Genomic DNA, 22,830 nt, shown 5'->3' with positions numbered 1-22,830 from the left:
GGGATGTAGCGTCACACTCCGCAGCGTCACACGAGCCATCAGTACGCCGCGACCCCGGGATCAAGGCCTGGGGAGGCCCCAGCGTCGACCGGAGAGAAGAGCGAAGTTGTCCCCGACCAGCGAGACCGCACACGGCGGTCGCCGACTCGTCATCGTCGAGTCGCCTGCCAAGGCGAAGACGATCAAGGGTTACCTCGGCCCCGGTTACATCGTCGAGGCGAGCGTCGGGCACATCCGCGACCTTCCCAACGGCGCCGCGGAGGTGCCCGAGAAGTACACCGGCGAGGTCCGCCGCCTCGGTGTGGACGTAGAACACGACTTCCAGCCGATCTATGTCGTCAACGCGGACAAGAAGGCCCAGGTCAAGAAGCTCAAGGACCTGCTGAAGGATTCCGACGAGCTGTTCCTCGCCACCGATGAGGACCGGGAGGGCGAGGCGATCGCCTGGCACCTCCAGGAGGTCCTGAAGCCGAAGATCCCCGTCAAGCGGATGGTGTTCCACGAGATCACCAAGGACGCGATCCGCGCGGCCGTCGCCAACCCGCGCCAGCTCAACCAGAAGCTGGTCGACGCCCAGGAGACCCGCCGCATCCTCGACCGCCTCTACGGCTACGAGGTCTCGCCGGTCCTGTGGAAGAAGGTCATGCCCCGGCTGTCGGCCGGCCGCGTGCAGTCCGTCGCCACGCGACTGGTCGTGGAGCGGGAACGCGAGCGCATCGCCTTCCGTTCCGCCGAGTACTGGGATCTGACGGGCACCTTCGCCACCGGCCGCGCGGGAGACCCGTCGGACCCGTCGTCGCTGATCGCCCGCCTCCAGACCGTCGACGGCAGGCGGGTCGCGCAGGGCCGCGACTTCGACTCCGTGGGACAGCTCAAGAGCGCGAACATCCTCCACCTCGACGAGGCGACCGCCCGCGGCCTCGCCGCCGCGCTGGAGAACACCCGCTTCTCCGTGCGGTCCGTCGAGTCCAAGCCGTACCGCCGCTCGCCGTACGCCCCGTTCCGTACGACGACACTCCAGCAGGAGGCCAGCCGCAAGCTCGGCTTCGGCGCCAAGGCCACGATGCAGGTCGCGCAGAAGCTGTACGAGAACGGCTACATCACGTACATGCGTACGGACTCCACGACGCTGAGCGACACCGCGATCTCCGCGGCCCGCGCCCAGGTCACGCAGCTGTACGGCGCCGACTACCTGCCGCCGCAGCCGCGCACGTACGCCGCCAAGGTCAAGAACGCGCAGGAGGCCCACGAGGCCATCCGCCCGTCGGGTGATCGTTTCCGTACGCCCGCGGAGACCGGCCTGACCGGCGACCAGTTCAAGCTCTACGAACTGATCTGGAAGCGGACCGTCGCCTCCCAGATGAAGGACGCGACCGGGAACAGCGTCACGGTGAAGATCGGCGGCACGTCCGCCGACGGCCGGGACGTCGAGTTCAGCGCGTCCGGCAAGACGATCACCTTCCACGGCTTCCTGAAGGCCTACGTCGAGGGCGCGGACGACCCGAACGCCGAGCTGGACGACCGCGAGCGCCGGCTGCCGCAGGTCGCCGAGGGCGACGCGCTGTCCGCCGAGGAGATCACGGCCGACGGCCACGCCACCAAGCCCCCGGCCCGGTACACCGAGGCCAGCCTGGTCAAGGAGCTGGAAGAGCGCGAGATCGGCCGCCCGTCGACGTACGCGTCGATCATCGGCACCATCCTGGACCGCGGCTATGTGTTCAAGAAGGGCACGGCCCTGGTGCCGTCCTTCCTGTCCTTCGCCGTGGTCAACCTCCTGGAGAAGCACTTCGGGCGGCTCGTCGACTACGACTTCACCGCCAAGATGGAGGACGACCTCGACCGGATCGCCGCCGGCGAGGCGAAGGCCGTGCCGTGGCTGAAGCGGTTCTACTTCGGCGAGGGCCGCGGCGTCGGCAGCGCGGCCGAGGCGGGCAACGGCGACGGGGACCACCTCGGCGGCCTCAAGGAGCTGGTGACCGACCTGGGCGCGATCGACGCCCGCGAGGTCTCCTCCTTCCCGGTGGGCAACGGCATCGTGCTCCGCGTCGGCCGCTACGGCCCGTACATCGAGCGCGGCGAGAAGGACACCGAGGAGCACCAGCGCGCCGACATCCCGGACGACCTGGCTCCGGACGAGCTGACCGTCGAGCTGGCCGAGGAACTGCTGGCCAAGCCGAGCGGCGACTTCGAGCTGGGCACCGACCCGGAGACGGGCCACCAGATCGTCGCCAAGGCCGGCCGCTACGGCCCGTACGTCACGGAGATCCTGCCCGAGGGCACTCCGAAGACGGGCAAGAACGCGGTCAAGCCGAGGACGGCGTCGCTGTTCAAGTCCATGTCGCTCGACACGGTGACGCTCGAGGACGCGCTGAAGCTGATGTCGCTGCCGCGGGTCGTCGGCACGGACGCCGACGGCGTGGAGATCACCGCGCAGAACGGCCGCTACGGCCCGTATCTGAAGAAGGGCACGGACTCGCGATCGCTGCAGTCCGAGGACCAGCTCTTCACGATCACGCTGGAAGAGGCCCAGGCGATCTACGCCCAGCCGAAGCAGCGGGGCCGCGCCGCCGCCAAGCCGCCGCTGAAGGAGCTGGGCGAGGACCCGGTGTCCGGCAAGCCGGTCGTGGTCAAGGACGGCCGCTTCGGCCCGTACGTCACCGACGGCGAGACGAACGCGACCCTCCGCTCCGGCGACAGCGTCGAGACGATCACTCCTGAGCGTGGTTTCGAGCTGCTCGCCGAGAAGCGCGCGAAGGCCCCGGCCAAGAAGACCGCCAAGAAGGCGGCGGCCAAGAAGACGGCTCCGGCGAAGAAGACCGCGGCCAAGAAGACGGCCGCCAAGAAGACGACGGCCGCCGTGAAGAAGACGACCGCCAAGAAGACGGCCACGAAGAAGACGGCCGCCTCGAAGGCGACGGCTTCCGGGTCGGAGGACTGAGAACGGGGCCGACGCGACCTGGCCCGCGGAAGCCACGCGAAAGCTCTCGGAGGCCCCCGGACGTTCCGGGGGCCTCCGGTGCCGGGTTTCCCGCCGGGTGAGCGGCGCGGAGCCCTCCGGTTCTGGCTTCCGCGACGGGTGCCGGCCGTCGTCGAGGGCCGCTCGTGGCGTCCGCGACCGCGCTTCCGGCTCCGGCGGCCGCGTACCCGGCTGCGCGCCCGCTCCGCGCCCGGCTTCGCTCCGCGCTTCGCGAAATGAACGTCCGCCCCGGTCCCCGCGTGGTCCCGGGGCGGACGCGCGCGGACATGCGAGGTGTGGTGTCAGCGGCTGCGGATAGGCTGAACGCATGACGCGAGCCGAGCAGCCAACGGCCCACCCCACAGCCCCGGACGACGCCCTGGTCGCGGACTCCCGCGAGCGCGCCGTCCGCTCCCTGCTGCGCCGACCGCAGCTGAGGCGCTTGTGGAGCGCGCAGCTGGTGAGCGGTGTCGGCGACACCCTGTCCCTTCTCGTCCTCGTCGTCCTGGTCCTCCAGGCGGCGATCGCCGAGGGCGCCTTCGGCGGCGGCTACCGAGGCGTGGCGTTCGCAGTGGCGACGGTCTTCGGCGCGCGCATCCTCGCCACACTGCTCTTCGGCGCCGTCCTCCTCGGCCCGCTGACCACGCTCACCGCCCAGCAGGGCCCGCTCGACCGCCGCTGGACCATGGTCGGCGCAGACGGCCTGCGCGCCGCGCTGCTGATCGTCGCGCCCCTGTGGATCGTCTGGACCCCGGGCGACGCGCTCGCCGTCCTGCTGGTCACCGCCTTCGTCACCGGCGTCGCCGAGCGGCTGTGGACGGTGTGCCGGGAGAGCGCCGCCCCCGCCCTGCTGCCGGCCCCGCCCCCGGAGGGCGCGACCGTGCGGCCCCTGCCGGACCACCTGGACGCCCTGCGCCGCCTGACGCTGCGCACCACCTTCCTCACCGTCCCGCTGGCCGCCGCCGTCCTGGTCGGCGCCGCGCTGCTGAACAACCTGCTGGGCACGGGCGTGGCCTGGTTCGACCAGCATCAGGCGGCCCTCGCCTCGTATGTGGCGGCCGGCCTGTTCGCCGCCTCCCTGTCCGTGCTGACCTCCCTGGAGGTGCCCGGCACCCACACCCCGCGCGCGCGTTCCCCGCTCGAGGGACTGCGCCGGCCGCGCACCGGCGCCGGCGTCGACAAGGGGCGCACGGGCGCCGTCCCGCTGCTGGTCCCGGCCTGCGCCGGGGTCGCCGGGGCGATCGCCGCGGCCGTCTCGGTATGCGTGCTGCACGCCAAGGACCTGGGCGGCGGCCCGGTCCTCTACGGCCTGCTGGTGCTGGGCCTGACCGGCGGCGTCGCCGTCGGCATCCGGACCGCCCCCGCGCTGCTGCCCTCCCTGTCCCGGCGCCGCCTGCTGGCCCTGGCGATCGCCGTCACCGGCATCGCGCTGCTGGCCGCCGGGCTGGTCCCGGACGTCACCACGGTCCTGCTGATCGTCACGCTGGCCGGCGCCGCCGCGGGCGTTGCCGCGAACACCGGGCACATCCTGCTCGACCAGGAGACCGAGGACTCCCGCCGGGCGCGCACCACCGAGCACCTGCACGCCGTGGTCCGCGTCTTCATAGCGCTCGGCGTCCTGATCGCACCGCTTTTCGCGGCGCTGATCGGCCCGCACCGGCTGGAGAACGGCAAGTTCGTCTTCGCGCACGGCGGCGCGGCCTTCACGCTGATGATGGTCGGCGCGCTGCTGCTGCCGGTGGCCGCGCTGGTGCTCGCCAAGGTCGACGACCGCTCTGGCGTCCCGCTGCGCCAGGACCTGAGGGACGCGCTGCTCGGCGGCGACGACCCGGTCACGGCACCGGCGGCCAACGGCTTCTTCATCGCCCTGGAGGGCGGCGACGGCGCCGGCAAGTCCACCCAGGCCGAGGCGCTCGCCGAGTGGATCCGCGCCAAGGGCCACGAGGTCGTGGTCACCCGCGAACCCGGCGCCACCCCGGTGGGCAAGCGGCTGCGCTCCATCCTGCTGGACGTGTCCTCGGCGGGCCTGTCGCACCGCGCGGAGGCGCTGTTGTACGCCGCCGACCGCGCCGAGCACGTCGACACGGTCGTACGGCCCGCCCTGGAGCGCGGCGCGGTGGTCATCTCCGACCGCTACATCGACTCCTCCGTCGCCTATCAGGGCGCGGGCCGCGACCTGTCCCCGACCGAGGTCGCCCGCATCAACCGCTGGGCCACCGACGGGCTGGTCCCGCACCTCACCGTGCTGCTCGACGTCTCCCCGGAGACCGCCCGCGAGCGGTTCACCGAGGCTCCGGACCGGCTGGAGTCGGAGCCGGCCGAGTTCCACGCGCGCGTGCGGGCCGGTTTCCTCACGCTGGCCGCGTCCGACCCCGGCCGCTATCTGGTGGTGGACGCCGGCCAGGAACCCGGGGCCGTCACCACCGTGATCCGGCACCGCCTGGACACCGTGCTGCCGCTGTCCGAGGCCGAGATCAAGGCCCGGGAGGAGGCCCGGCGCAAGGCCGAGGAGGAAGCCCGCCGCAAGGCCGAGGAAGAGGCCGCCCGCAAGGCCGAGGAGGAGCGCCTGGAGCGCGAGCGCCAGGAGCAGCTGGCCCGCCTGCGCGCCGAGGAGGAGGAGCGCAAGCGGCGCGAGCTGGAGGAGGCGCAGCGGCGCGAGGCCGAGCGGCAGGCGGAGGAGGCCCGGCAGCGGGCCGAGGAAGCCCGCCGCCGCGCGGAGGAGGAGCGGCAGCGGCTGCTCGCCGAGGAGAAGGCGCGCGCCGAGGAGGAGGCCCGCCGCAAGGCCGAGGAGGAGCGGCGCCGCAAGCAGGCCGAGGAGGAGGCCCGCCTGCGCGCCGAGGAAGAGGCCAGGCAGGCCCGGCTGCGGGCGGAAGAAGAGGCCCGGCAGGCGAAGCTGCGTGCCGAGGAGGAGGCCCGGCGCCTGGAGGCGCAGCGCAAGGCGGAGGAGGCGCTGCTGCGAGCCGAGGAGGCCCGCCGGCAGGCCGCCGAGGCCGCGGCGGCGGCCGACGCCGCGGCCCGCAGGCCCAGCGCGCCCCTTCCCACGGCACCGGTCGTCGCCCCCGACCCCGCCACGGCCTCCCCGCACACCTCCGGCACCGCGCCCGCCGAGGAGACCCTCCCGGCGCCGGCGGTGTCGCCGGACCCGCGGACCCCGGCCGCGACGGAACGCCGTACGGAGGGGCGGGCCGCGGACGACACGACGGTGCTGCGACCGGTGCGCGACCGCTTCGCCGGTGACGCCCGCGGCTCCTTCCCGGACTCCGAGGTGCCGGACTCCGAGGTGACCGCCGAGCTGCCGCAGCCGCCGGTGCCCTCCGGAGCCGGGGAGGAGACGGCGGTGCTGCCGCAGGTGACCCCGGGCGCCGCGGACGACACGGCGGTGCTGCCGCGGGTGACCCCGGGCGCCGCGGACGAGACGGCCGTCCTGCCGCCCGTACGGAGCGACGACCCGGCGGACCGCGTCCCGCCCGGCTTCTTCCGCGACGAGCGCCCCGCCGCGGGACCCGACGGCTCCGAGCCCCGCACGCGCGAGATGCCCCGGCTCGACGCCGACGGCACCCCCCGCCGCCCGCGCCCCGACTGGGCCGAGGAGACCCCGCTGGACGACCTGCCGTCACTTGCCGACGAACTGCTCGGGTCGTACGACGAGAGCGCGTACGGCGAGCGTGAGCACGGCGACGGAGGCGAGAGCGAGGAGCCGGACAGCCGGGGCCGGGGCCGGGGGAGGGGCCGGCGGGGCTGAGGAGGCTGACGGGGCTCGGGGTGGCCGGCCGGGGCGGAGGCGCCGGCCGGCCACACGGGTTTCCGGACGGCTTCGCGCGCCGCGCGATCTTCGTCCGTGCCTCGTTGTCAGTGCGCACCCGCACAATGGATTCCGGAACGCGGAGTGTGACGGAAGGGCGGCGTGACCCGTGACCGTGTGGGACGACCTCGTCGGGCAGGAGAAGGTGAGCGCGGTGCTCGACGCGGCCGCGCGGGACGCCGACGCCCTCGTCACGGCCACCACGGCGCAGCAGCCGCCGCCACAGGCGTCGAAGATGACCCACGCCTGGCTGTTCACCGGCCCGCCCGGAGCGGGCCGGAACCAGGCGGCCAGGGCCTTCGCCGCGGCCCTGCAGTGCGTGAGCCCCGACCGGGCGCTCGGCGGCGCCCCCGGCTGCGGCTTCTGCGACGGCTGCCACACGGCGCTGCTCGGCACCCACGCGGACGTCACGACGGTCGCCGCGGTCGGCTCCGAGATCCTGGTCAAGGACATGCGGGACACGGTCCGCAAGTCGTTCACCGCCCCGGCGAACGGCCGCTGGCAGATCATCCTCGTCGAGGACGCCGAGCGGCTGAACGAGAAGTCGGCCAACGCCGTCCTCAAAGCCGTCGAGGAGCCCGCGCCGCGCACGGTCTGGCTGCTGTGCGCCCCCTCCATCGAGGACGTCCTGCCCACCATCCGCTCCCGCTGCCGCCACCTGAACCTGCGCACACCGTCCGTCGACGCGGTCGCCGACATGCTCGTACGGCGCGACGGCATCGAGCCCGGTGTCGCCGCGACCGTCGCCCGCGCCACCCAGGGGCATGTCGACCGGGCCCGCCGGCTGGCCACGGACCAGGCGGCCCGCGAGCGCCGCGCCGCCGTGCTGCGGCTGCCGCTGCGGCTCGACGAGGTGGGCGCGTGCCTCAAGGCAGCCCAGGAACTCGTCGACGCGGCGGCGGAGGACGCCAAGCAGCTCGCCGAGGAGATGGACGGCAAGGAGACCGAGGAACTGAAGGCGGCGCTCGGCGCGGCCCAGGGCGGCCGGATGCCGCGCGGGACGGCGGGGGTGATGAAGGACCTGGAGGACATGCAGAAGCGCCGCAGGACCCGTACCCAGCGCGACAGCCTGGACGTGGCCCTCGGCGACCTCACCGCCTTCTACCGCGACGTCCTCGCCCTCCAGCTCGGCACGCGCGTGGCGATCGCCAACGCCGACGCCGAGGACGCCCTGGACCGGCTGGCGCGCGGCAGCACTCCCGAGTCCACGCTCCGCCGCATCGAGGCGATCTCCGCGTGCCGCGAGGCCCTGGACCGCAACGTGGCCCCGCTGCTGGCGGTCGAGGCCATGACGATGGCACTGCGGGCGGGGTGAGCGGGCGGGTCCCCCGTAGGAGGCACAATCCGCACGCAGCGCACCTGAGTCGTCGCCCAGCGTTACGCTCGCCTGATGCGAACCAGGCCATCTCCCCCCACCCGCCGCTCCCACCGGATCCGGGGCGCCCGCCCCCGGACGGCGGCCCGGCTCACGGCCACGCTCCTCGCGGCCGGCGCGCTGCTGGTGTCCGCCTGTTCCCCCGGCAACCCGGCCACGCCGGCCGCCGGAACGGTGCAGGCGGCGCTCGCCGCACTGCCGCGTTCGACACCGGCGGCGCTGGCGCCGTACTACGGCCAACGGCTGCGCTGGCGCGAGTGCGGTGCCCCCGGATTCGAGTGCGCGACGATGAAGGCCCCGCTGGACTACGCCAGCCCCGACGCGGGCACCGTCCGCCTCGCCGTCGCCCGCAAGAAGGCCACCGGCACGGCAGGGCGGCTCGGCTCGCTGCTGGTCAACCCGGGCGGCCCGGGCGGCTCGGCGGTGGGGTACCTCCAGCAGTACGCGGGCCTCGGCTACCCGACGGCGATCCGCGCCCGCTACGACATGGTGGCGATGGACCCGCGGGGCGTCGCCCGCAGCGAGCCCGTGAAGTGCCTGGACGGCCGGCGGATGGACGCGTACACGCAGACGGACCTGACGCCCGACGACCGGAAGGAACGGGACGCGCTGGTCGAGGCGGACCGCGGGTTCGCGGAGAGCTGCGGGGCCCACTCGGCGCGGCTGCTGCGGCACGTCTCGACGGCCGAGGCGGCGCGGGACATGGACATCCTGCGGTCGGTGCTCGGTGACCGGAGGCTGAACTACGTCGGGGCGTCGTACGGCACGTTCCTCGGGGCGACGTACGCGGGGCTGTTCCCGGAGCGGGTCGGCCGGATGGTGCTGGACGGCGCGATGGACCCGTCGCTGGACGCCCGCCGGCTGAACCTGGACCAGACGGCGGGCTTCGAGACGGCGTTCCAGGCGTTCGCGAAGGACTGCGTACGGCTCGCCGACTGCCCGCTCGGCGGCCGGGGCACGAGTGCCGCGCGGGTCGGCGAGCGTCTGCGGGCGTTCTTCCGAGAGCTGGACGCCCGGCCCCTGCCGACGGGCGACGCGGACGGCCGCAGGCTGGGGGAGGCGCTGGCCACGACCGGGGTGATCGCGTCGATGTACGACGAGGCGTCCTGGCCGCAGCTGCGCGAGGCGCTGGCCTCGGCGATGAGGGAACACGACGGCGCGGGCCTGCTGTTTCTCTCGGACAGCTACTACGAGCGGGACGCCGACGGCCACTACAGCAACCTGATGATGGCCAACGCGGCGGTGAACTGCCTGGACCTGCCGGCGGCCTTCTCGGGCCCCGAGGAGGTCGAGAAGGCGCTGCCCACGTTCGAGAAGGCGTCCCCGGTCTTCGGCCCCGGCCTGGCCTGGGCCTCCCTGAACTGCGCGTACTGGCCGGTGCGGGCCACCGGCGAGCCGCACCGCATCGAGGCGAAGGGAGCGGCGCCGATCGTGGTGGTCGGCACGGTCCGCGACCCGGCGACGCCCTACCGCTGGGCCCGGTCCCTGGCCGGCCAGCTTTCCTCGGCCCGGCTGCTGACGTACGACGGCGACGGCCACACGGCGTACGGGCGGGGCAGCGGCTGCGTCGACACGGCGATCGACACCTACCTCCTCCGAGGCACCCCGCCGGCTCCCGGAAAGCGCTGCTCCTAGCCCCTCCCACCCACCCCGGACCGCCTGCTCCGGGGTGGGTACGAAGCACTCCGGGAAACTGTGTAGACTTACCGACGTTGCCGATCGCACCATGGTGTGAGCAGCACGCCGCTTTAGCTCAGATGGCCAGAGCAACGCACTCGTAATGCGTAGGTCTCGGGTTCGAATCCCGAAAGCGGCTCCACGTGAAGCCCGGCTCGGACAGTGTCCGAGCCGGGCTTTTTTGTTCGACCCGAAGCCGCCATTCCGCCGTCCGCCTCGCCGCCCGAGTAGTGCCGGTCCACCGGCTACGGCCGCCGGCGGGACGCGAAGCGGAGGCGAGCCGCCGGGCGGTGTGCGGTGGATCTCCTGCCTGCCTGCCTGCCTGCCTGCCCGCCCGGCCACTGCCACTCGCCGGCGTGCGAGGCCGAGGACGTGGGTGATCACTCGCCCCCGCGCTCGGGGTGAGGTCCGGCTCCGGCTCTCTTATGAGAATGTTCCGGCTCTCATGCCCCATGAGGATGGAACCATCGACAACGGCCTTGTGGCGCACGCCCGTTGTAGTGACAGTGGGGTTCTCCAGCACGGCGATACGTCATCGGAGGATTCATGCGCCTGGTGCGCTGTACGGACTGGCGGGATGGGCCGGGCTCGCGGGTGGTGCTGCCGGTCTTCGCGGTCGCGGACGTCCCTTATCGCGGAGGACGACGGCGGTGAGCGTCGGAGGAGTGGGGATTCCGCGGTTGCAGGACCTCGCTTATGTCGAGGTCGCTCTCCGGCAGGTCGCGCAGGGAGCGACGTTCGAGCAGGTACGCCGTGCTCTCGTCGACCGAGCCGCCGGCGTGGCGCGGGACGGTGACACCGACGGCTCGTACTCCGCGCGGAAATGGGAGCTGGCCCGGTCGGACACCAAGAAGTACGTCCACAACACCGTCGACGTCCTGAAGGAACTCATGCGGCTCGGCTGGGTCGAGCGGCACATCCTTCCTTCCGGTCCCAACTCCGCCTACGCACACGCGGATTCGGTGTTCACGCCGACCCCGGCGGGTGAGCGGTGGGCGGCCCTGGTCGCCGAAGACCGCCGCGCCGCGTACAACGCGCTCACCGGCGTGCTGCTCTCCACCCACCCGCAGTTCGAAGGTTTCCTGCGCCTGCTGGGAGCCAGGCCGGACAGCGAGGGCACGCATCTGACGATCCCGCTCCTGCGGTTCAGCGCCTCGGCGTACCGGTCCAATGAGGCGTACCTCGACGACTTCGTGCGGTTCGCCGTGGAAGCGGTGGCTCAGGGCGCACTCGGCTGGACGGCCACGCCCGAGGCCGTCGACGAGGGCGTTCGCGGTTACGTCCGCCGCATCGAGGAGCGGGCGCGTGCCCGGCAGAAGGAACTCGGCCGGAAGCAGTTCGCCACGACCTGCGAGGAGGCCATGGCACGGCTGGTCTTCAGCGCCGCCGGCTGCTCCCTGGACTACATCAGCCTCGAGCTGCTGCGCAGGTGGACGCGGTTCCTCGGGCTGGCCAACTTCAGCTATTACGCGCCGGGCCCGTCGGCGATGCGACTGTGGTCCACCGCCCTGGTCACCGGGAGCGGTGCTGGTGTCGAGATCAGACGCCGGGTCGGCAAGGAGGTGCGCCGGGCCGCTCTGGACACCCTCTGGGCGGTGTGGCGCGAGCAGCGTTCCGACGCGGCCGGCGGCATGTACCTGCCGGTCTGGCAGCTGCGGGCGGCCGTCTGCTGGAAGCAGAGGATCAGCGACGACGAGTTCGACCGGGCGCTCCGCGAAGCCCTCGCGGGCGAACACCCCGGGCTCGGCCTGCGCATCCACCTCGACCAGGCATCCATGCGCGGTGCCCCCGCCTCCACCAGACCGCTGATCATTCCCAGCGCGAGCGGACTGCGACGCGTGTTCAACGTGATCAGCGTCGCTCCGGAGAGCCCGGCCCACCCCGCCCTTTCGACCGCCACCAAGGAGACCTGACCCGATGACCGCTTCCGCTCGCAGCGCGGGCCCCGTCTGGCTGAAGAAGCAGTGGGGGCTGCGCCACAACCCTTTCCCGACCACCGGTATCGCCCGCCTCGGCGGCGCCGACATGCGAGAGAACGGACTGCTCTACGAGCCTGACGTCAATCCGGACAAACTGGAGGAGGCCGTCGAGAAGTTCGTACTCGGGTCGGCCTTCTCCGGCCTCCGGTTCGGCTATCTGTGGTCGACCGGAACCGGGCCGGGCGACTCCGACGCCCGTGGTTTCGGGAAGTCGGTGCTCATGCAGCACCTGACGGGCAGCCTCAACGAGGACTTCGGCCGCGCCGCGTACCTGAGCTGTGGCCTCGACGAGGAGGACGCTGCCGAGGAACCGATCTGCGGGCTGCTGACGAGCTTCGACACCGCCCAGATCCGGTCCCTGAACGCGGCCCTTTTCACCGCCGTCGAGTACGCGACGGACTTCCGCGCGGACGACACGGGCCCCACGCTCGTGCAGCGCCTGCGCGAGGCGTTCGTGGCGCGGACCGCGACGGACGATCCGCAGAGCCTGGCGAAGATCGTGATCGAGCACCACCGGGATCTGCGGGGCCGTACTCTGGGCCCGCCGGACGACAAGCTCATCCTGGCTCTGTGCGACGCCGATCCGACGGTGGCCCAGGACTACCTGGACAAGGTCAAGCCCGCTTCGCGCACCCGGAACGGCGCCGTGTACCTCGCGACCTTCCTCCTCTTCGCGGCGGCCGCGGGCATGAAACACGTCCTGCTGTGCTGCGACCAGCTGGAGGATCTCGCGAGCACCACGACGGCGAAGGCCAAGCGCGATCTCGAAACCGAACGGTTCCGCGACATCATCCTCGAAACGCTGCCGATGGCCGACATGCTCAGCGTCGTGGTCACCATGCACCCGCGGGCGGCACTCACCATCGGCACGGCCTGGGAACTGGCGGACCTGCCGACCTTCGAGATCTCGGAGGCGAACAAGCACCGGATCGTGGTCCTGCCGGCGCTGCGCGACCTCGACGCGGCCGTGAAGCTCCTCTCCAAGTACCTCGCCGCCGCTCGCAAGAACGAGGACCGGTCGCGCGGTGATGTCTATCCGTTCACGATGGACGCCGTGGCGGCGCTGTTCAGCCGGTCGAACCGCAAGCCGCGCGACGTGCTGCGCAAGGCACAGGGCCTGATCGAGGCCGCCTCCGGGGACAACCTGGTGACCATCGACGAGCGGGACGTGGTGCGCTACCTGGACGCGGTGGGACCGGACACCGAGGAGGACATCGGCCCTGTCGTGGCGGGGCCGCTGCCCATGACGCTCGACTGGAGCACCGGATGAGCCGGTTGTCGCCGTCCTGCGGAAGGCCGACGTGACAGCGGACGCCTGCCGGGTGTGCGGAGCCCGCCTGTCCGCCTGGGAGAAGAAGCGCTGCGGGTGCGGGGGACCGCGTTGGGCGAGCCGTCCGGAGATCCTGTACGCGATCGCCTGCTCGGTCCGCTCGCCGCTGCACGTCCGTGACTTCGTCCGCCTGGCACAGCGCGATCACGGGTGCGAGATCGCCGTTCCCAGCGCCAACGCGGTGCTCTCGCCCGACCGGCGGTTCTGCTGGGCCGGACAGGGCATGTACAGCCTTTACCGGCACGGTCCCTTGCCCGGCCCCCGCAGCCTGGAGGGAGTGAGCCGACTGGTGCTGCTCGCGACGGGCGAGCCCATGACCGTGGACGCGCTGGACTATTGCCTGAAACGACTCGGATACCGCTACAACGTGGCCTCCCTGAAGAACGCGATCAGGAACTCCGCCTGGATCAGGTGGCAGCCGGACGGACGGTGGGCGCACGAGCAGGGACAGGACGCCGGGGCCGGGCCGCCGCACGGCATTCCCGTCGTCCCGGACGGCCGCCATGAGGCGTGGGCGGGACTGCGGGAGGTGCTGGCCGACGAGGTGCGGCGGTTCATGACCCGGCGGGAGGCGAAACTGCGCGGCCTGGGTGCTCCGCACCGGTTCGGTCTGGACTGGGACGAGCAGCCGGGCGGGATGCTGCTGGTGTAGGGCGCAGGTCCCGGGCTCGCGTCCGGAAGCGGCTCTGAGAAGGGCCGGGGCACACGTTGCGGGCAGGGCGTGACGCGGTGGTGCGCGCGGGCGATCAGGTCGCGAAAGGCGGGACGGGGCCCCGGTCGTTCACCTCCGCCGGCCGGGGCCCTTGTCGTCCCCGGATCCGGCCTGCGGCGACACTCCCCCGAGTTACGCGACATACGCGCGCGCCGTCGAGCCAGATCCGATGGAATGATCACATCAGGATTCGCCAACGGATCGCTAACATGTGGCCAACGGTTCGGCGGCGGGCCGCCGGACGGGTGGCCGGAACCGGACCGTCGGCAGCGGGAAAAGGCCCGCGGAAGGGTGGATTCCGTCGGCCGTTCAGTGGTCAGGAAGTGGCGGGAAACCGTTGTGGACAAGGCGGGTTTCCGCCAGGCAACGGCGGGCACACGCCCGCCGCGGAGCGCGGTCGGTCCCGGCCGTGCGGGAAGGCTGTGGAGCGGCGTGATGCGGCGGTGCGAGCTGCGCTTCGGACTGCTGGGACCGCCGGTCCTCTACGACCGCCCGTCGTACGGAGTTCCGTACGAGCCCCCTTCCGAAGCCTCGGGTGACGGGCACGTCCGGTCCATCGGCAGTCCCAAGGTCCGTGCCCTGCTCGCCGCGTTGCTGCTGGAGCCCGGCCGGGTCGTCTCGGTCGAGGTGCTGAAGGACGCGCTGTGGGGCGGCGCGCCGCCCGTCTCCGCGCAGGCATCCCTGCACAACCACGTCACCCGGCTGCGCCGGCTCCTGGACGATCCCGAGCGGCTGCGGGCCGTACCGCCGGGCTATGTGCTGCGGGTCGACCACGGCGAGCTGGACGTGCACGTCTTCGACGCCCGGGTCGCCGAGGCGCGTGCCGCGCACGCCCGGCGGGACTGGCCGGGCGTCCTGCGGGCCTGCTCCGGCGCGCTTGCGCTGTGGCGCGGCGCCCCGCTCGGCGGACTCCCCGCCGACATCGGCGGCTACGCCTTCGCGCAGCGCCTGGAACAGGCCCGGCTGCTCCTGCTGGAATGGCGCTACGACGCCGAACTCGCCCTCGGCGGCACCCGCCTGGCCGCTCTGGTGCCCGAGCTGTCCGCGCTGGTCGCCGAGCATCCGCTGCGCGAGGCGTACCACCGCCAGCTGATGCTCGCCCTGCACCGCACCGGGCGCCAGGCCGAGGCCCTCGCCGTCCACCGCGATCTGCGCGCCCGTCTGGTGGAGGAACTCGGCATCGAGCCCGGCCCGGCGGTCCGCGAGGCACATGTCGAGGTGCTGCGCGACTTCGGCGGTCAGGCACGTGACGATGACCGGCCGGAAGGCCGGGCGGGAAGGGAGGCGGCCGCCGGTGACGGCGGCTCGTCCACGGATGCCGGCGAGGACAGCGCCCGCGACACCACCGGGCCCGCCTTTGCCGCGCCGCCCGGCACCTCCCCCGTGCCCGCGGCTCCCCGGCCGGCCGATGCCGCCTCCGCCGCCGAGCCCACGGCCGCCGGCTCCGAGCCGTCCGTCCCGCAGACCCCGCGCCCGGCCCAGTTGCCCGCCCCGCCGGCCCACTTCACCGGCCGGACGGACGTACGGCGCGAGCTGTGCCGGGCGCTGACCGGGCCGCCCGCCCCGGCCCCGGGCGTCGCGGTGATCAGCGGCATGGCCGGTGTCGGCAAGAGCGCCCTGGCCCTGCACGTGGCCCATGAGCTGCGGGAACGCTTCACCGACGGCCAGCTCTACGTCAATCTGCACGGCGCCACCCCCGGCATGACCCCGCTCACCGCCACCCAGGCGCTCACCGCACTGCTGCGCGACCTCGGCGTCGGCCCCCGGAACATCCCCGAACACCCCGACGCCGCCGCCGCGTTGCTCCGCTCACTGCTCGCCCCCGCCCGCCTCCTGCTGGTGCTGGACGACGCGGCGAACGCGGCCCAGGTGCGGCCGCTGCTCCCGGCCGGCCCCGGCTGCGCGGTGATCGTCACCAGCCGCTCGCCGCTCACCGCTCTCGACGGCGCCCGGCGCTTCCCGCTCTCCCCGCTGACCGGCGAGGACAGCGCGGCCCTGCTGCGCGCGGTGAGCGGACGCGCGGGGCTGGACCCCGGCCATCCACTGGTCGAGCTGACCGGCCGGCTCCCGCTGGCGCTGCGGGTGGTCGCCGCCCGGCTCGCCGCCCGCCGCGCCCTCACCCCGGACGTCCTCGCCGGTCAGCTCGCCGACACCGGCAGCCGGCTGCACCACCTGGAGTACGACGACCTGAGCGTCCGCCGCTCCCTGGCCGTCGCGCACGACGCGCTGGCCGCCGCCGAGCGCGAGGCCGACCGGGACGCGGCCCTCGCCCTGTGCCGTATCGGCGCGCTCGACCTGCCGACGTACGGCGCGCCGCTGATCGCCCGTCTCACCGGCACCGACGAGCGGCGTGCCGAGGCCGCGCTGGACCGCCTGGTCGACGTCGCCCTGCTGGAGGAGACGGCGTACGGCCGGTACGCGCCCCACGACCTCGTCCGCGACTTCGCCCGCGAGCTGGCCGACGCCGACGCGCGGACCACCGCCGCGGACGCGACCTCGGACCCGGACACCGGCACCGCCGATCTCGTCGCCCTGCGCTGGTACGCGGCCGTGGCCGAGCGGGTGCTGACGGCGATCACCGGGCCCGGCGTCGACCAGGACGACCGGCGGCGGCCGACCGCCGCACAGCCCGCCGGGCACGCGGCGGACGTGGCCGCCCTCGCGGCCTTCGAGTCGGCCGAGGAGGCGTTCGCCTGGGGCGAGGTGGAGCTGGAGAACGTCGTCGCGCTGGTGGCGCGGAACGCGGACACCGGTGATCCGCAAACCGCCGCCCACCTCTCGGCGCTCACGCGGCTGCTCCTGCCCTATGTGCAGCGCAGCGGCCGGGTCGCCGAGATGGAAGTGCTGGGGCGGGCAGGTCTCCGGGCGGCGCGGCGGCTGGGAGACCCGGCCGCCGAGGCGTACGCGCTGTGCGACCTCGCCGCCCTGCACTTCCTGACCGGCCGGCAGAACGACTCCCTCGCCCTCACCGACCAGGCCCTGGAGATCTGGGGACGGCTCGGCATGGTCTCGCGGATCCGCCGCTGCCTGAACAACCGGGGGCTGCTGCTGGAGGGGCTCGGGCGGTTCGCGGAGTCGGGTGAGGCGCTGCGCCGGAGCCTCGTCTACTCGCGGTTGCTGAACGATCCCTACGGCGAGGCCGTCACCCGCAGCCACCTCGGCAACCTCTACGAGCACACCGACCCGCGCGCCGCCATCGAGCAGCACCGGCGCTCGCTGGCGATCGGGGACAGGATCGGCGCGGTCATCGTGCGGCACTCGGCGCACTGCAACATCGGCTACGCCCATCTCACCCTCGGTGAACCGGAGGCCGCCGCCCGGCACTTCGAGGAGAGCCTGCGCATCCTCGGCGACCACGGCGACTGGCACGGCGAGGCCCAGACCCGCCTCGGCCTGGTCCGCGCGCTGCGGCGGCTGGGGCGGACCGGACGGGCGGCCGACGAGTGCGCCGAGCTGCTGCGCCGGGCCGACGCCCGCGCCGACCGCTACATGGGCGGGCTGGCCCTGCACCAGCACGGGTTCCTGCTGCGTGAGCGGGGGCGGCGGACGGAGGCGTACGACGCCTGGCGCGCGGCGCGCGAGGCACTGGACGGCACGGACGAACAGGCGGTCCTGGAGGAACTGCGGGAGCTGCTGGGCGACGGCCCCGAAGGCTCCGGGTGAAGCGGGCCGTCGGGCGGCGGCCCGGAGGCGCCCGGCGGACGGGCCGGCTCGCTCACTTGGCGTCGGCATAGCACTCCACCACCGCCGTGGTGAACGGAAACCGCACCGGGGTGTCGCCGAAGGTCAGCCGGCCGGCCAGCGCGGCGGAGTCGCGGATGGCCCGTACGACCGTGTCGGCCTCCTCCGCGGGGCAGTGCACGATCACCTCGTCGTGCTGGAAGAAGACCAGCTCGGCCGCCATGTCCCACAGGGAGCGGCGCAGCGCGGCGAGCAGCAGCAGGGCCCAGTCGGCGGCGCTGCCCTGGACGACGAAGTTGCGCGCGAAGCGGCCTCGCGCGCGGGAGTTCGCCGAGGCGTACCCGGGGACCCAGCCGGACTGGGCCTCCGGTTCCTCCTCGCCGACCGGGATGCCCGCCTCCTGGGCCGTGTCCTCGCCGGAACCGGCGGCCGGCGGGCAGGTGCGGCCCAGCCAGGTGCGTACCAGCCGGCCCTCCTCGCCCGCGCGGGCGGCCTCGTCGACGTAGGCGACGGCTTTCGGGAAGCGGCGGCGGAGCGCGGCGAGGTTCTTCAGGCCGTCGCCGGAGGTCTGGCCGTACACCGCGCCGAGCACGGCGATCTTGGCCTGCTCGCGGTCGCCGGAGAAGGCGCGGTCGGAGACGGACTGGTAGAGGTCGCTCTCGCGGCCGGCCACCTCCATCAGACCGGGGTCGCGGGAGATCGCGGCCAGTACGCGCGGCTCCATCTGGTCGGCGTCGGCCACCACCAGCCGCCAGCCGGGGTCGGCGACCACGGCCCGGCGGATCACCTTGGGGATCTGCAGTCCGCCCCCGCCGTTGGTCACCCAGCGGCCGGTGACCGTGCCGCCGGCCAGGAACTCGGGGCGGAAACGGCCGTCGCGCACCCAGTCCTGGAGCCAGGACCAGCCGTGCGCGACCCAGATGCGGTACAGCTTCTTGTACTCCAGCAGGGGCGCGACGGCCGGGTGGTCGATGGTCCGCAGCTCCCAGCGGCGGGTGGACTTCACCTTGATCCCGGCCTGCGCGAAGGCCTTGACCACATCGGCGGGCAGGTCCGGCCGGACCCGGCGGCCGAAGGCCGCGGACACCTCGTCGGCCAGCTCGGCCAGACGGCGCGGCTCGCCGCCGCCCGCGTACCGCTCGCCGAGCAGCTCGTGCAGCAGTTCGCGGTGGACCTCGGCGCTCCACGGCAGGCCGGAGCGGTTCAGCTCGGCGGCCACCAGCATGCCCGCCGACTCGGCGGCGGTCAGCAGCCGCATCCGGTCGGGATGGGCGGTCCGCTGGTGGCGGCGCTGCTGGTCGGCGTAGACCGCCAGCAGGTCGGGCAGGGGCAGGCGGAGGCCGACGGGCTCGAACAGCGGGGACTGGGCGCCCGGTTCGGCCGCGCGCTGCGGCGGGTCGGGCGGGACGGGGCCGCCGCGGAGGCGGGCCAGGGCGGCGGCGGCCGAGCGTGGCTCGCCGTACCGGCCCTCGTGGCCCAGCAGGAGTGTCTCGGCGTCCTCGATGTCGTAACACCGCTCCACTCGCACCCCCGTGGCGAGCAGACGCGGGTAGACCTCGGCGGTCGACCGCCACACCCAGCGCGTCACCTCCGGGCGGCTCCGCACCGCCCCGGCGAGATCGCTCTCCCGCCGCACCGGTCCGGCGGGCAGCCCGTCCGGGCCGAGGGGGGCGACGTCCACGCCTCCGTCCTCGGCCGGTGCGAGCGCCCACCGGTCCGTCATGTCCGCGAGTGTGGCAGGCGGGTCTGACAATCGTCCTGACCTGCGGTTCTACCCTTGCGAGTCGCCCGGTTCGGAGGTCTCCTCCAGCAGCAGGGCCAGCATCCTGGCCAGCTCCGCCTCGACGGCCGGCTTGGTGACGCCGAGGCCGCTGAGGACGCCCTGCCCGTTCTCGTGCTCCAGCAGGGCCAGCAGGATGTGCTCGGTGCCGATGTAGTTGTGGCCGAGCCGGAGGGCCTCGCGGAAGGTCAGTTCCAGGACCTTCTTGGCGTCGGGTCCGTAGGGGACGAGGTCCGGGGCGTCGTCCGCGGCCGGCGGCAGCGCGGCGGCCGCGGCCTGGCGTACGGCGTCCAGGAGCACGCCCTGCGCGGTGATCGCCTTCGCGGCCAGACCCTGGGGCTCGGACAGCAGGCCGAGGAGCAGGTGCTCGGGGCGGCCCTCGGCGTTGCGGGCGGCCACCGCCTCGTTGTGCGCGGCCATGACCACGTTCCGCGCGCGCGGGGTGTAGCGGTCGAAGCCCTGGCCGGGGGCGGGGTCGGCGGACTCCTTGGGCACGAAACGCTTCTGCGCCGCCTGCCGGGTCACGCCCATGCTGCGGCCGATGTCGGTCCAGGACGCCCCCGAGCGGCGCGCCTGGTCGACGAAGTGCCCGATCAGGTGGTCTGCCACGTCACCGAGGTGATCCGCGGCGATCACCGCGTCCTGGAGCTGGTCGAGGGGTTCGGGATGGACCTTCTTGATGGCCTCGATGAGGTCGTCGAGGCGCACGGAAGCCGTGACTTTCGGGTTGGTCGCCATAGTGTCAACCGTAGGTTGCCACCTAGGAGGTGTCAACCGTTGGTTGTCAGTCGCTCCGGGCCGATTCCGCGGAGTGGGAGAGTGGCGTGCGGCCTTCCGGGGCCGTGCGGGCTCGCGTCATCGGCGGAGTTGTCCACAGGCTGTGGACAGCCGTCCCCGTGCTGTCGGTGGCGCGTGGCACGATCGAGCCTGTGACCAGTACCGCCAGCACCGTCGAGCGGGCCTTCCGGGCCGCCCTCTACGACGACACCGACACCGGGCTCGACACGGGCGCCTCCCTGCTCGCCGCCGATCCGGAGGCCGACGCCGAACTCGCGCGGCGCGGCGAGGAGTTCGTGGCGGCGGCCTGGAGACGCGGCTGGCAGCCCGCCGATGTCGTACGGCTGGTGCGGCGCGAGCTGGAGGACACGCACGTCCGCCTGGCCGCCGCGCTGATCCGGGCGCAGGCCGGGCGGGACCGCCCGCGCGGGCACCGCTGGACCGGCCAGCTGGCCGCGCTGCCCGCCGGCCCCGGCCGCGCCGCCGACCGCTTCTCGCACGCCATGGCCGTCCTGGAGCTGTACCGCCTGCTGCTGCGCCTGCCCGCCCTGGAGCCCTTGGACGACGAGCCCCGCCGTGCCCCCGGCCCGGCCGCGTCCCGCATGCTCACCCGCATCCGCGCGCTGCTCGCCAAGGCCGAGGCGACCGGCTATCCCGAGGAGGCGGAGGCGCTCAGCGCCAAGGCGCAGGAGCTGATGGCCCGGCACAGCGTGGACGAGGCGCTGCTCGCCGCCGGGGCGCCCGCGCCGGACGCGCCCGGCGCCTGCCGGATCGGGGTCGAGCCGCCGTACGAACAGGCCAAGGCGGTTCTGCTGGACGCGGTGGCCACGGCCAACCACTGCCGCGCGGTGTGGAACGAACCGCTCGGCTTCTCCACGGTCGTCGGCTTCGAGGCGGACCTGGAGGCCGTCGAGCTGCTCTACACCTCGCTGCTGGTGCAGGCCACGCACGCGATGACCAAGGCCGAGGCGGCCCAGCGGGCCGGCGGACGCAAGCGGACCAAGACCTTCCGGCAGTCGTTCCTCGCGGCCTACGCGCATCGCGTGGGCGACCGGCTCGCGGCCGCCACCGAGACCCAGGTGACCCAGGACCTGCTGCCGGTGCTCGCCACGCGCGCGATAGCCGTCACCGGCCGGCTGGAGCACCTGTTCCCGGAGACCACGACGACCCGGCTGCGAGGTGTCAGCGACGCGGCGGGCTGGACCGAGGGCGCCCGGGCAGCGGACCAGGCCCAGGTCAAGGCCCGCCCCCGGCTGGAGTAGGCCCCGACCCACCCGGAGCCCAGGTCACCGACCGGCCCGGCCCCTCAGTCGCCGACCTGCTGGAAGGCGCTCACCGACGCGTCCGGCCCGCTCCCGTCGGCCTTGGCGGCGACCGGGCCGTACTTCCACGGGAAGCTCCGGCCGGTGTCCGTACCGGGCAGGGTGATCTTCACGGTCCGCGCCGCGAGGACGTCCTTCGCGCCGTCCTTGCCGCGGACGTAGCCGAGGGAGAAGGTCGCGGAGTCGCCCTTGGCGAGCTTCAGCTTCTGGGGCTTCGCGCCCTTGAGCGCGGGCACGGTGGCGTCGCTGCCGCCGCCGCCCAGCACGACCTCGGGGAAGTGGTCCAGCGTGCAGGGCGCGCTCTGGTTGGTGAGGCTGACCGGGATCTCGCCGGCGTCCCCGGCCGCCGGGGCCACGCTCGCCGAGCCGATCTGCACGGAGACCCCGCCGATCTCGCAGGCCGAACCGGCGTTGCCGTCGCTCTTGCCGCCACCGTCGTCGCAGGCGGTCAGCAGCAGGGCGGCGGCGAGAGCGGTGACGGTGAGCGGAATGGCGCGCATGAGCGGGTCCCTGTCCTGGTGGTGACGGTGCCCCTGCATCATGGCGCCTGCCCGCGAGTCCCGTGCGCGCGCCCCTCCGCAACCCCGGCAGCGGCCGGATCGAGGCCCGGCGGCCTCGGTCCTCACCGGCAAGCGGGACGACGTACTTGCGACCGGCGCGGCCGTGCCGTCACCAGGAGGATTTCCGGACTCCGGGCAGGAAACCCTGGTGCGCGAGCGCGCGCAGGTTCACCCGGGACAGTCCGAAGGCGCGCAGATGACCGCGCGGGCGGCCGTCGATCCCGTCGCGGTTGCGCACGCGCGTGGCACTGGCGTCCCTCGGCTGTGCCCGCAGCTCCCGCCGGGCGGCGAGCCGTTCGGCCTCCGCGGTGGCGGGCCGGCGGATGATCTCCTTCAGCTCGGCGCGGCGGCCGGCGTACCGGGCGACGACCTCCTTGCGCCGCTCGTTCTTCGCGACCTTGCTCTTCTTCGCCATCAGACCCGCACTCCCCGGGCGCGGATCCGGGCGACGGCCGCCTCGACGCCGATCGCGTCCACCGTCTTGACGCCCTTGGCGCTCAGTCGCAGCCGGACGTACCGGCCCTCGCCGGGCAGCCAGTAGCGCTTGGTCTGGATGTTGGGGTCGAAGCGGCGGGAGGTGCGCCGGTGGGAGTGGGACACGCGGTTGCCGAAGCCCGGCCGGGCCCCGGTGAGCATGCAGTGCGCGGACATGGTGACGTAGCTCTCCTCGAAACGAGTCAGCAAATGGAATTCATTTTCAGTAAGGTAGCAGCATGCCACGCAACGAGCTGCGCCCGGTCATCCGGCTGAGGTCCACCGCCGGAACCGGCCACACCTACGTGACCCGCAAGAACCGCCGCAACGACCCGGACCGTCTGACGCTGCGCAAGTACGACCCCGTCGCCGGCCGGCACGTCGAGTTCCGAGAGGAGCGCTGAA

At 73.5% G+C, this 22,830-nt stretch carries 15 protein-coding genes and 1 tRNA gene; 11 read left to right on the top strand and 5 right to left on the bottom strand.

The features are described 5' to 3' along the window. Nucleotides 1–106 precede the first annotated feature (106 nt). The 9 genes from topA (at nucleotide 107) to SCK26_RS16865 (ending at nucleotide 17,494) form a co-directional block, all read left to right on the top strand. Nucleotides 107–2,938, top strand: a complete 2,832-nt coding sequence (topA, locus tag SCK26_RS16905; RefSeq protein WP_318202141.1) for a type I DNA topoisomerase — start codon at nucleotides 107–109, stop codon at nucleotides 2,936–2,938. Between the two features lie 346 nt (nucleotides 2,939–3,284). After that, the gene (gene tmk, locus SCK26_RS16900) at nucleotides 3,285–6,698 is read left to right on the top strand and encodes a dTMP kinase (protein ID WP_318202140.1); all 3,414 of its coding nucleotides are present in this window, start codon (nucleotides 3,285–3,287) and stop codon (nucleotides 6,696–6,698) included. Between the two features lie 169 nt (nucleotides 6,699–6,867). Next, entirely contained in the window at nucleotides 6,868–8,073 is a 1,206-nt protein-coding gene (locus tag SCK26_RS16895) for a DNA polymerase III subunit delta' (RefSeq protein ID WP_318202139.1), read from the top strand. Nucleotides 8,074–8,148: 75 nt separating this feature from the next. After that, complete coding sequence (locus SCK26_RS16890) at nucleotides 8,149–9,768, top strand: alpha/beta hydrolase (RefSeq protein WP_318202138.1); 1,620 nt, start codon at nucleotides 8,149–8,151, stop codon at nucleotides 9,766–9,768. Nucleotides 9,769–9,875: 107 nt separating this feature from the next. Continuing rightward, nucleotides 9,876–9,952 (top strand) — tRNA-Thr (locus SCK26_RS16885). A 508-nt stretch (nucleotides 9,953–10,460) separates the two neighbouring features. After that, on the top strand, nucleotides 10,461–11,723 hold the full coding sequence (locus tag SCK26_RS16880; protein ID WP_318202137.1) for a hypothetical protein: 1,263 nt from the start codon (nucleotides 10,461–10,463) through the stop codon (nucleotides 11,721–11,723). Between the two features lie 4 nt (nucleotides 11,724–11,727). Further along, nucleotides 11,728–13,059, top strand: coding sequence for a hypothetical protein (locus tag SCK26_RS16875; RefSeq protein WP_318202136.1), 1,332 nt, complete (start codon nucleotides 11,728–11,730; stop codon nucleotides 13,057–13,059). Between the two features lie 31 nt (nucleotides 13,060–13,090). Further along, nucleotides 13,091–13,771, top strand: coding sequence for a hypothetical protein (locus SCK26_RS16870; RefSeq protein ID WP_318202135.1), 681 nt, complete (start codon nucleotides 13,091–13,093; stop codon nucleotides 13,769–13,771). A gap of 495 nt (nucleotides 13,772–14,266) precedes the next feature. Further along, nucleotides 14,267–17,494, top strand: coding sequence for a BTAD domain-containing putative transcriptional regulator (locus SCK26_RS16865; RefSeq protein WP_318202134.1), 3,228 nt, complete (start codon nucleotides 14,267–14,269; stop codon nucleotides 17,492–17,494). 52 nt (nucleotides 17,495–17,546) lie between these two features. Here SCK26_RS16865 and SCK26_RS16860 read toward each other — a convergent pair whose 3' ends face one another. Both SCK26_RS16860 and SCK26_RS16855 read right to left on the bottom strand, forming a co-directional pair. After that, nucleotides 17,547–19,235: a bifunctional 3'-5' exonuclease/DNA polymerase gene (locus SCK26_RS16860; RefSeq protein ID WP_318202133.1), complete on the bottom strand. Its 1,689-nt coding sequence runs from the start codon at nucleotides 19,233–19,235 to the stop codon at nucleotides 17,547–17,549. A gap of 48 nt (nucleotides 19,236–19,283) precedes the next feature. Beyond that, nucleotides 19,284–20,030, bottom strand: coding sequence for a Clp protease N-terminal domain-containing protein (locus SCK26_RS16855; RefSeq protein WP_318202132.1), 747 nt, complete (start codon nucleotides 20,028–20,030; stop codon nucleotides 19,284–19,286). Nucleotides 20,031–20,221: 191 nt separating this feature from the next. On the opposite strand from SCK26_RS16855, the gene SCK26_RS16850 reads away from it, so the two are divergent. Continuing rightward, nucleotides 20,222–21,331, top strand: coding sequence for a DUF2786 domain-containing protein (locus SCK26_RS16850; RefSeq protein WP_318202131.1), 1,110 nt, complete (start codon nucleotides 20,222–20,224; stop codon nucleotides 21,329–21,331). 44 nt (nucleotides 21,332–21,375) lie between these two features. On the opposite strand, the gene SCK26_RS16845 is transcribed toward SCK26_RS16850, so the two are convergent. The 3 genes from SCK26_RS16845 to rpmB all read right to left on the bottom strand — a co-directional run bounded on the left by SCK26_RS16845 (nucleotide 21,376) and on the right by rpmB (nucleotide 22,602). After that, entirely contained in the window at nucleotides 21,376–21,891 is a 516-nt protein-coding gene (locus SCK26_RS16845; RefSeq protein ID WP_318202130.1) for a DUF4232 domain-containing protein, read from the bottom strand. A gap of 169 nt (nucleotides 21,892–22,060) precedes the next feature. Next, the gene (rpsN, locus tag SCK26_RS16840) at nucleotides 22,061–22,366 is read right to left on the bottom strand and encodes a 30S ribosomal protein S14 (RefSeq protein WP_318202129.1); all 306 of its coding nucleotides are present in this window, start codon (nucleotides 22,364–22,366) and stop codon (nucleotides 22,061–22,063) included. Further along, complete coding sequence (gene rpmB, locus SCK26_RS16835; protein ID WP_189997928.1) at nucleotides 22,366–22,602, bottom strand: 50S ribosomal protein L28; 237 nt, start codon at nucleotides 22,600–22,602, stop codon at nucleotides 22,366–22,368. Before rpmB ends, rpsN begins: the two co-directional genes overlap by 1 nt. Nucleotides 22,603–22,664: 62 nt before the next feature. Between rpmB and rpmG the strand changes: the two genes are divergently transcribed. Further along, on the top strand, nucleotides 22,665–22,829 hold the full coding sequence (gene rpmG, locus SCK26_RS16830; protein WP_318202128.1) for a 50S ribosomal protein L33: 165 nt from the start codon (nucleotides 22,665–22,667) through the stop codon (nucleotides 22,827–22,829). The last annotated feature ends 1 nt before the right edge of the window (nucleotide 22,830 follow it).

Origin of the sequence: Streptomyces sp. SCL15-4 (genome assembly GCF_033366695.1) — a bacterium.
Lineage (GTDB): Bacteria > Actinomycetota > Actinomycetes > Streptomycetales > Streptomycetaceae > Streptomyces.
The sequence above is the reverse complement of the archived record's forward strand: the minus strand, read 5'-3'. Positions and strand labels throughout refer to the sequence as shown.

Excerpts from the sequence above, each read along its gene's own strand:
- rpsN (WP_318202129.1), bottom strand. The coding sequence starts at position 22,366 with ATGGCGAAGAAGAGCAAGGTCGCGAAGAACGAGCGGCGCAAGGAGGTC.
- SCK26_RS16860 (WP_318202133.1), bottom strand. The coding sequence starts at position 19,235 with ATGACGGACCGGTGGGCGCTCGCACCGGCCGAGGACGGAGGCGTGGAC.
- SCK26_RS16890 (WP_318202138.1), top strand. The coding sequence starts at position 8,149 with ATGCGAACCAGGCCATCTCCCCCCACCCGCCGCTCCCACCGGATCCGG.
- SCK26_RS16875 (WP_318202136.1), top strand. The coding sequence starts at position 11,728 with ATGACCGCTTCCGCTCGCAGCGCGGGCCCCGTCTGGCTGAAGAAGCAG.
- rpmB (WP_189997928.1), bottom strand. The coding sequence starts at position 22,602 with ATGTCCGCGCACTGCATGCTCACCGGGGCCCGGCCGGGCTTCGGCAAC.
- SCK26_RS16865 (WP_318202134.1), top strand. The coding sequence starts at position 14,267 with ATGCGGCGGTGCGAGCTGCGCTTCGGACTGCTGGGACCGCCGGTCCTC.
- rpmG (WP_318202128.1), top strand. The coding sequence starts at position 22,665 with ATGCCACGCAACGAGCTGCGCCCGGTCATCCGGCTGAGGTCCACCGCC.
- tmk (WP_318202140.1), top strand. The coding sequence starts at position 3,285 with ATGACGCGAGCCGAGCAGCCAACGGCCCACCCCACAGCCCCGGACGAC.
- SCK26_RS16855 (WP_318202132.1), bottom strand. The coding sequence starts at position 20,030 with ATGGCGACCAACCCGAAAGTCACGGCTTCCGTGCGCCTCGACGACCTC.
- SCK26_RS16845 (WP_318202130.1), bottom strand. The coding sequence starts at position 21,891 with ATGCGCGCCATTCCGCTCACCGTCACCGCTCTCGCCGCCGCCCTGCTG.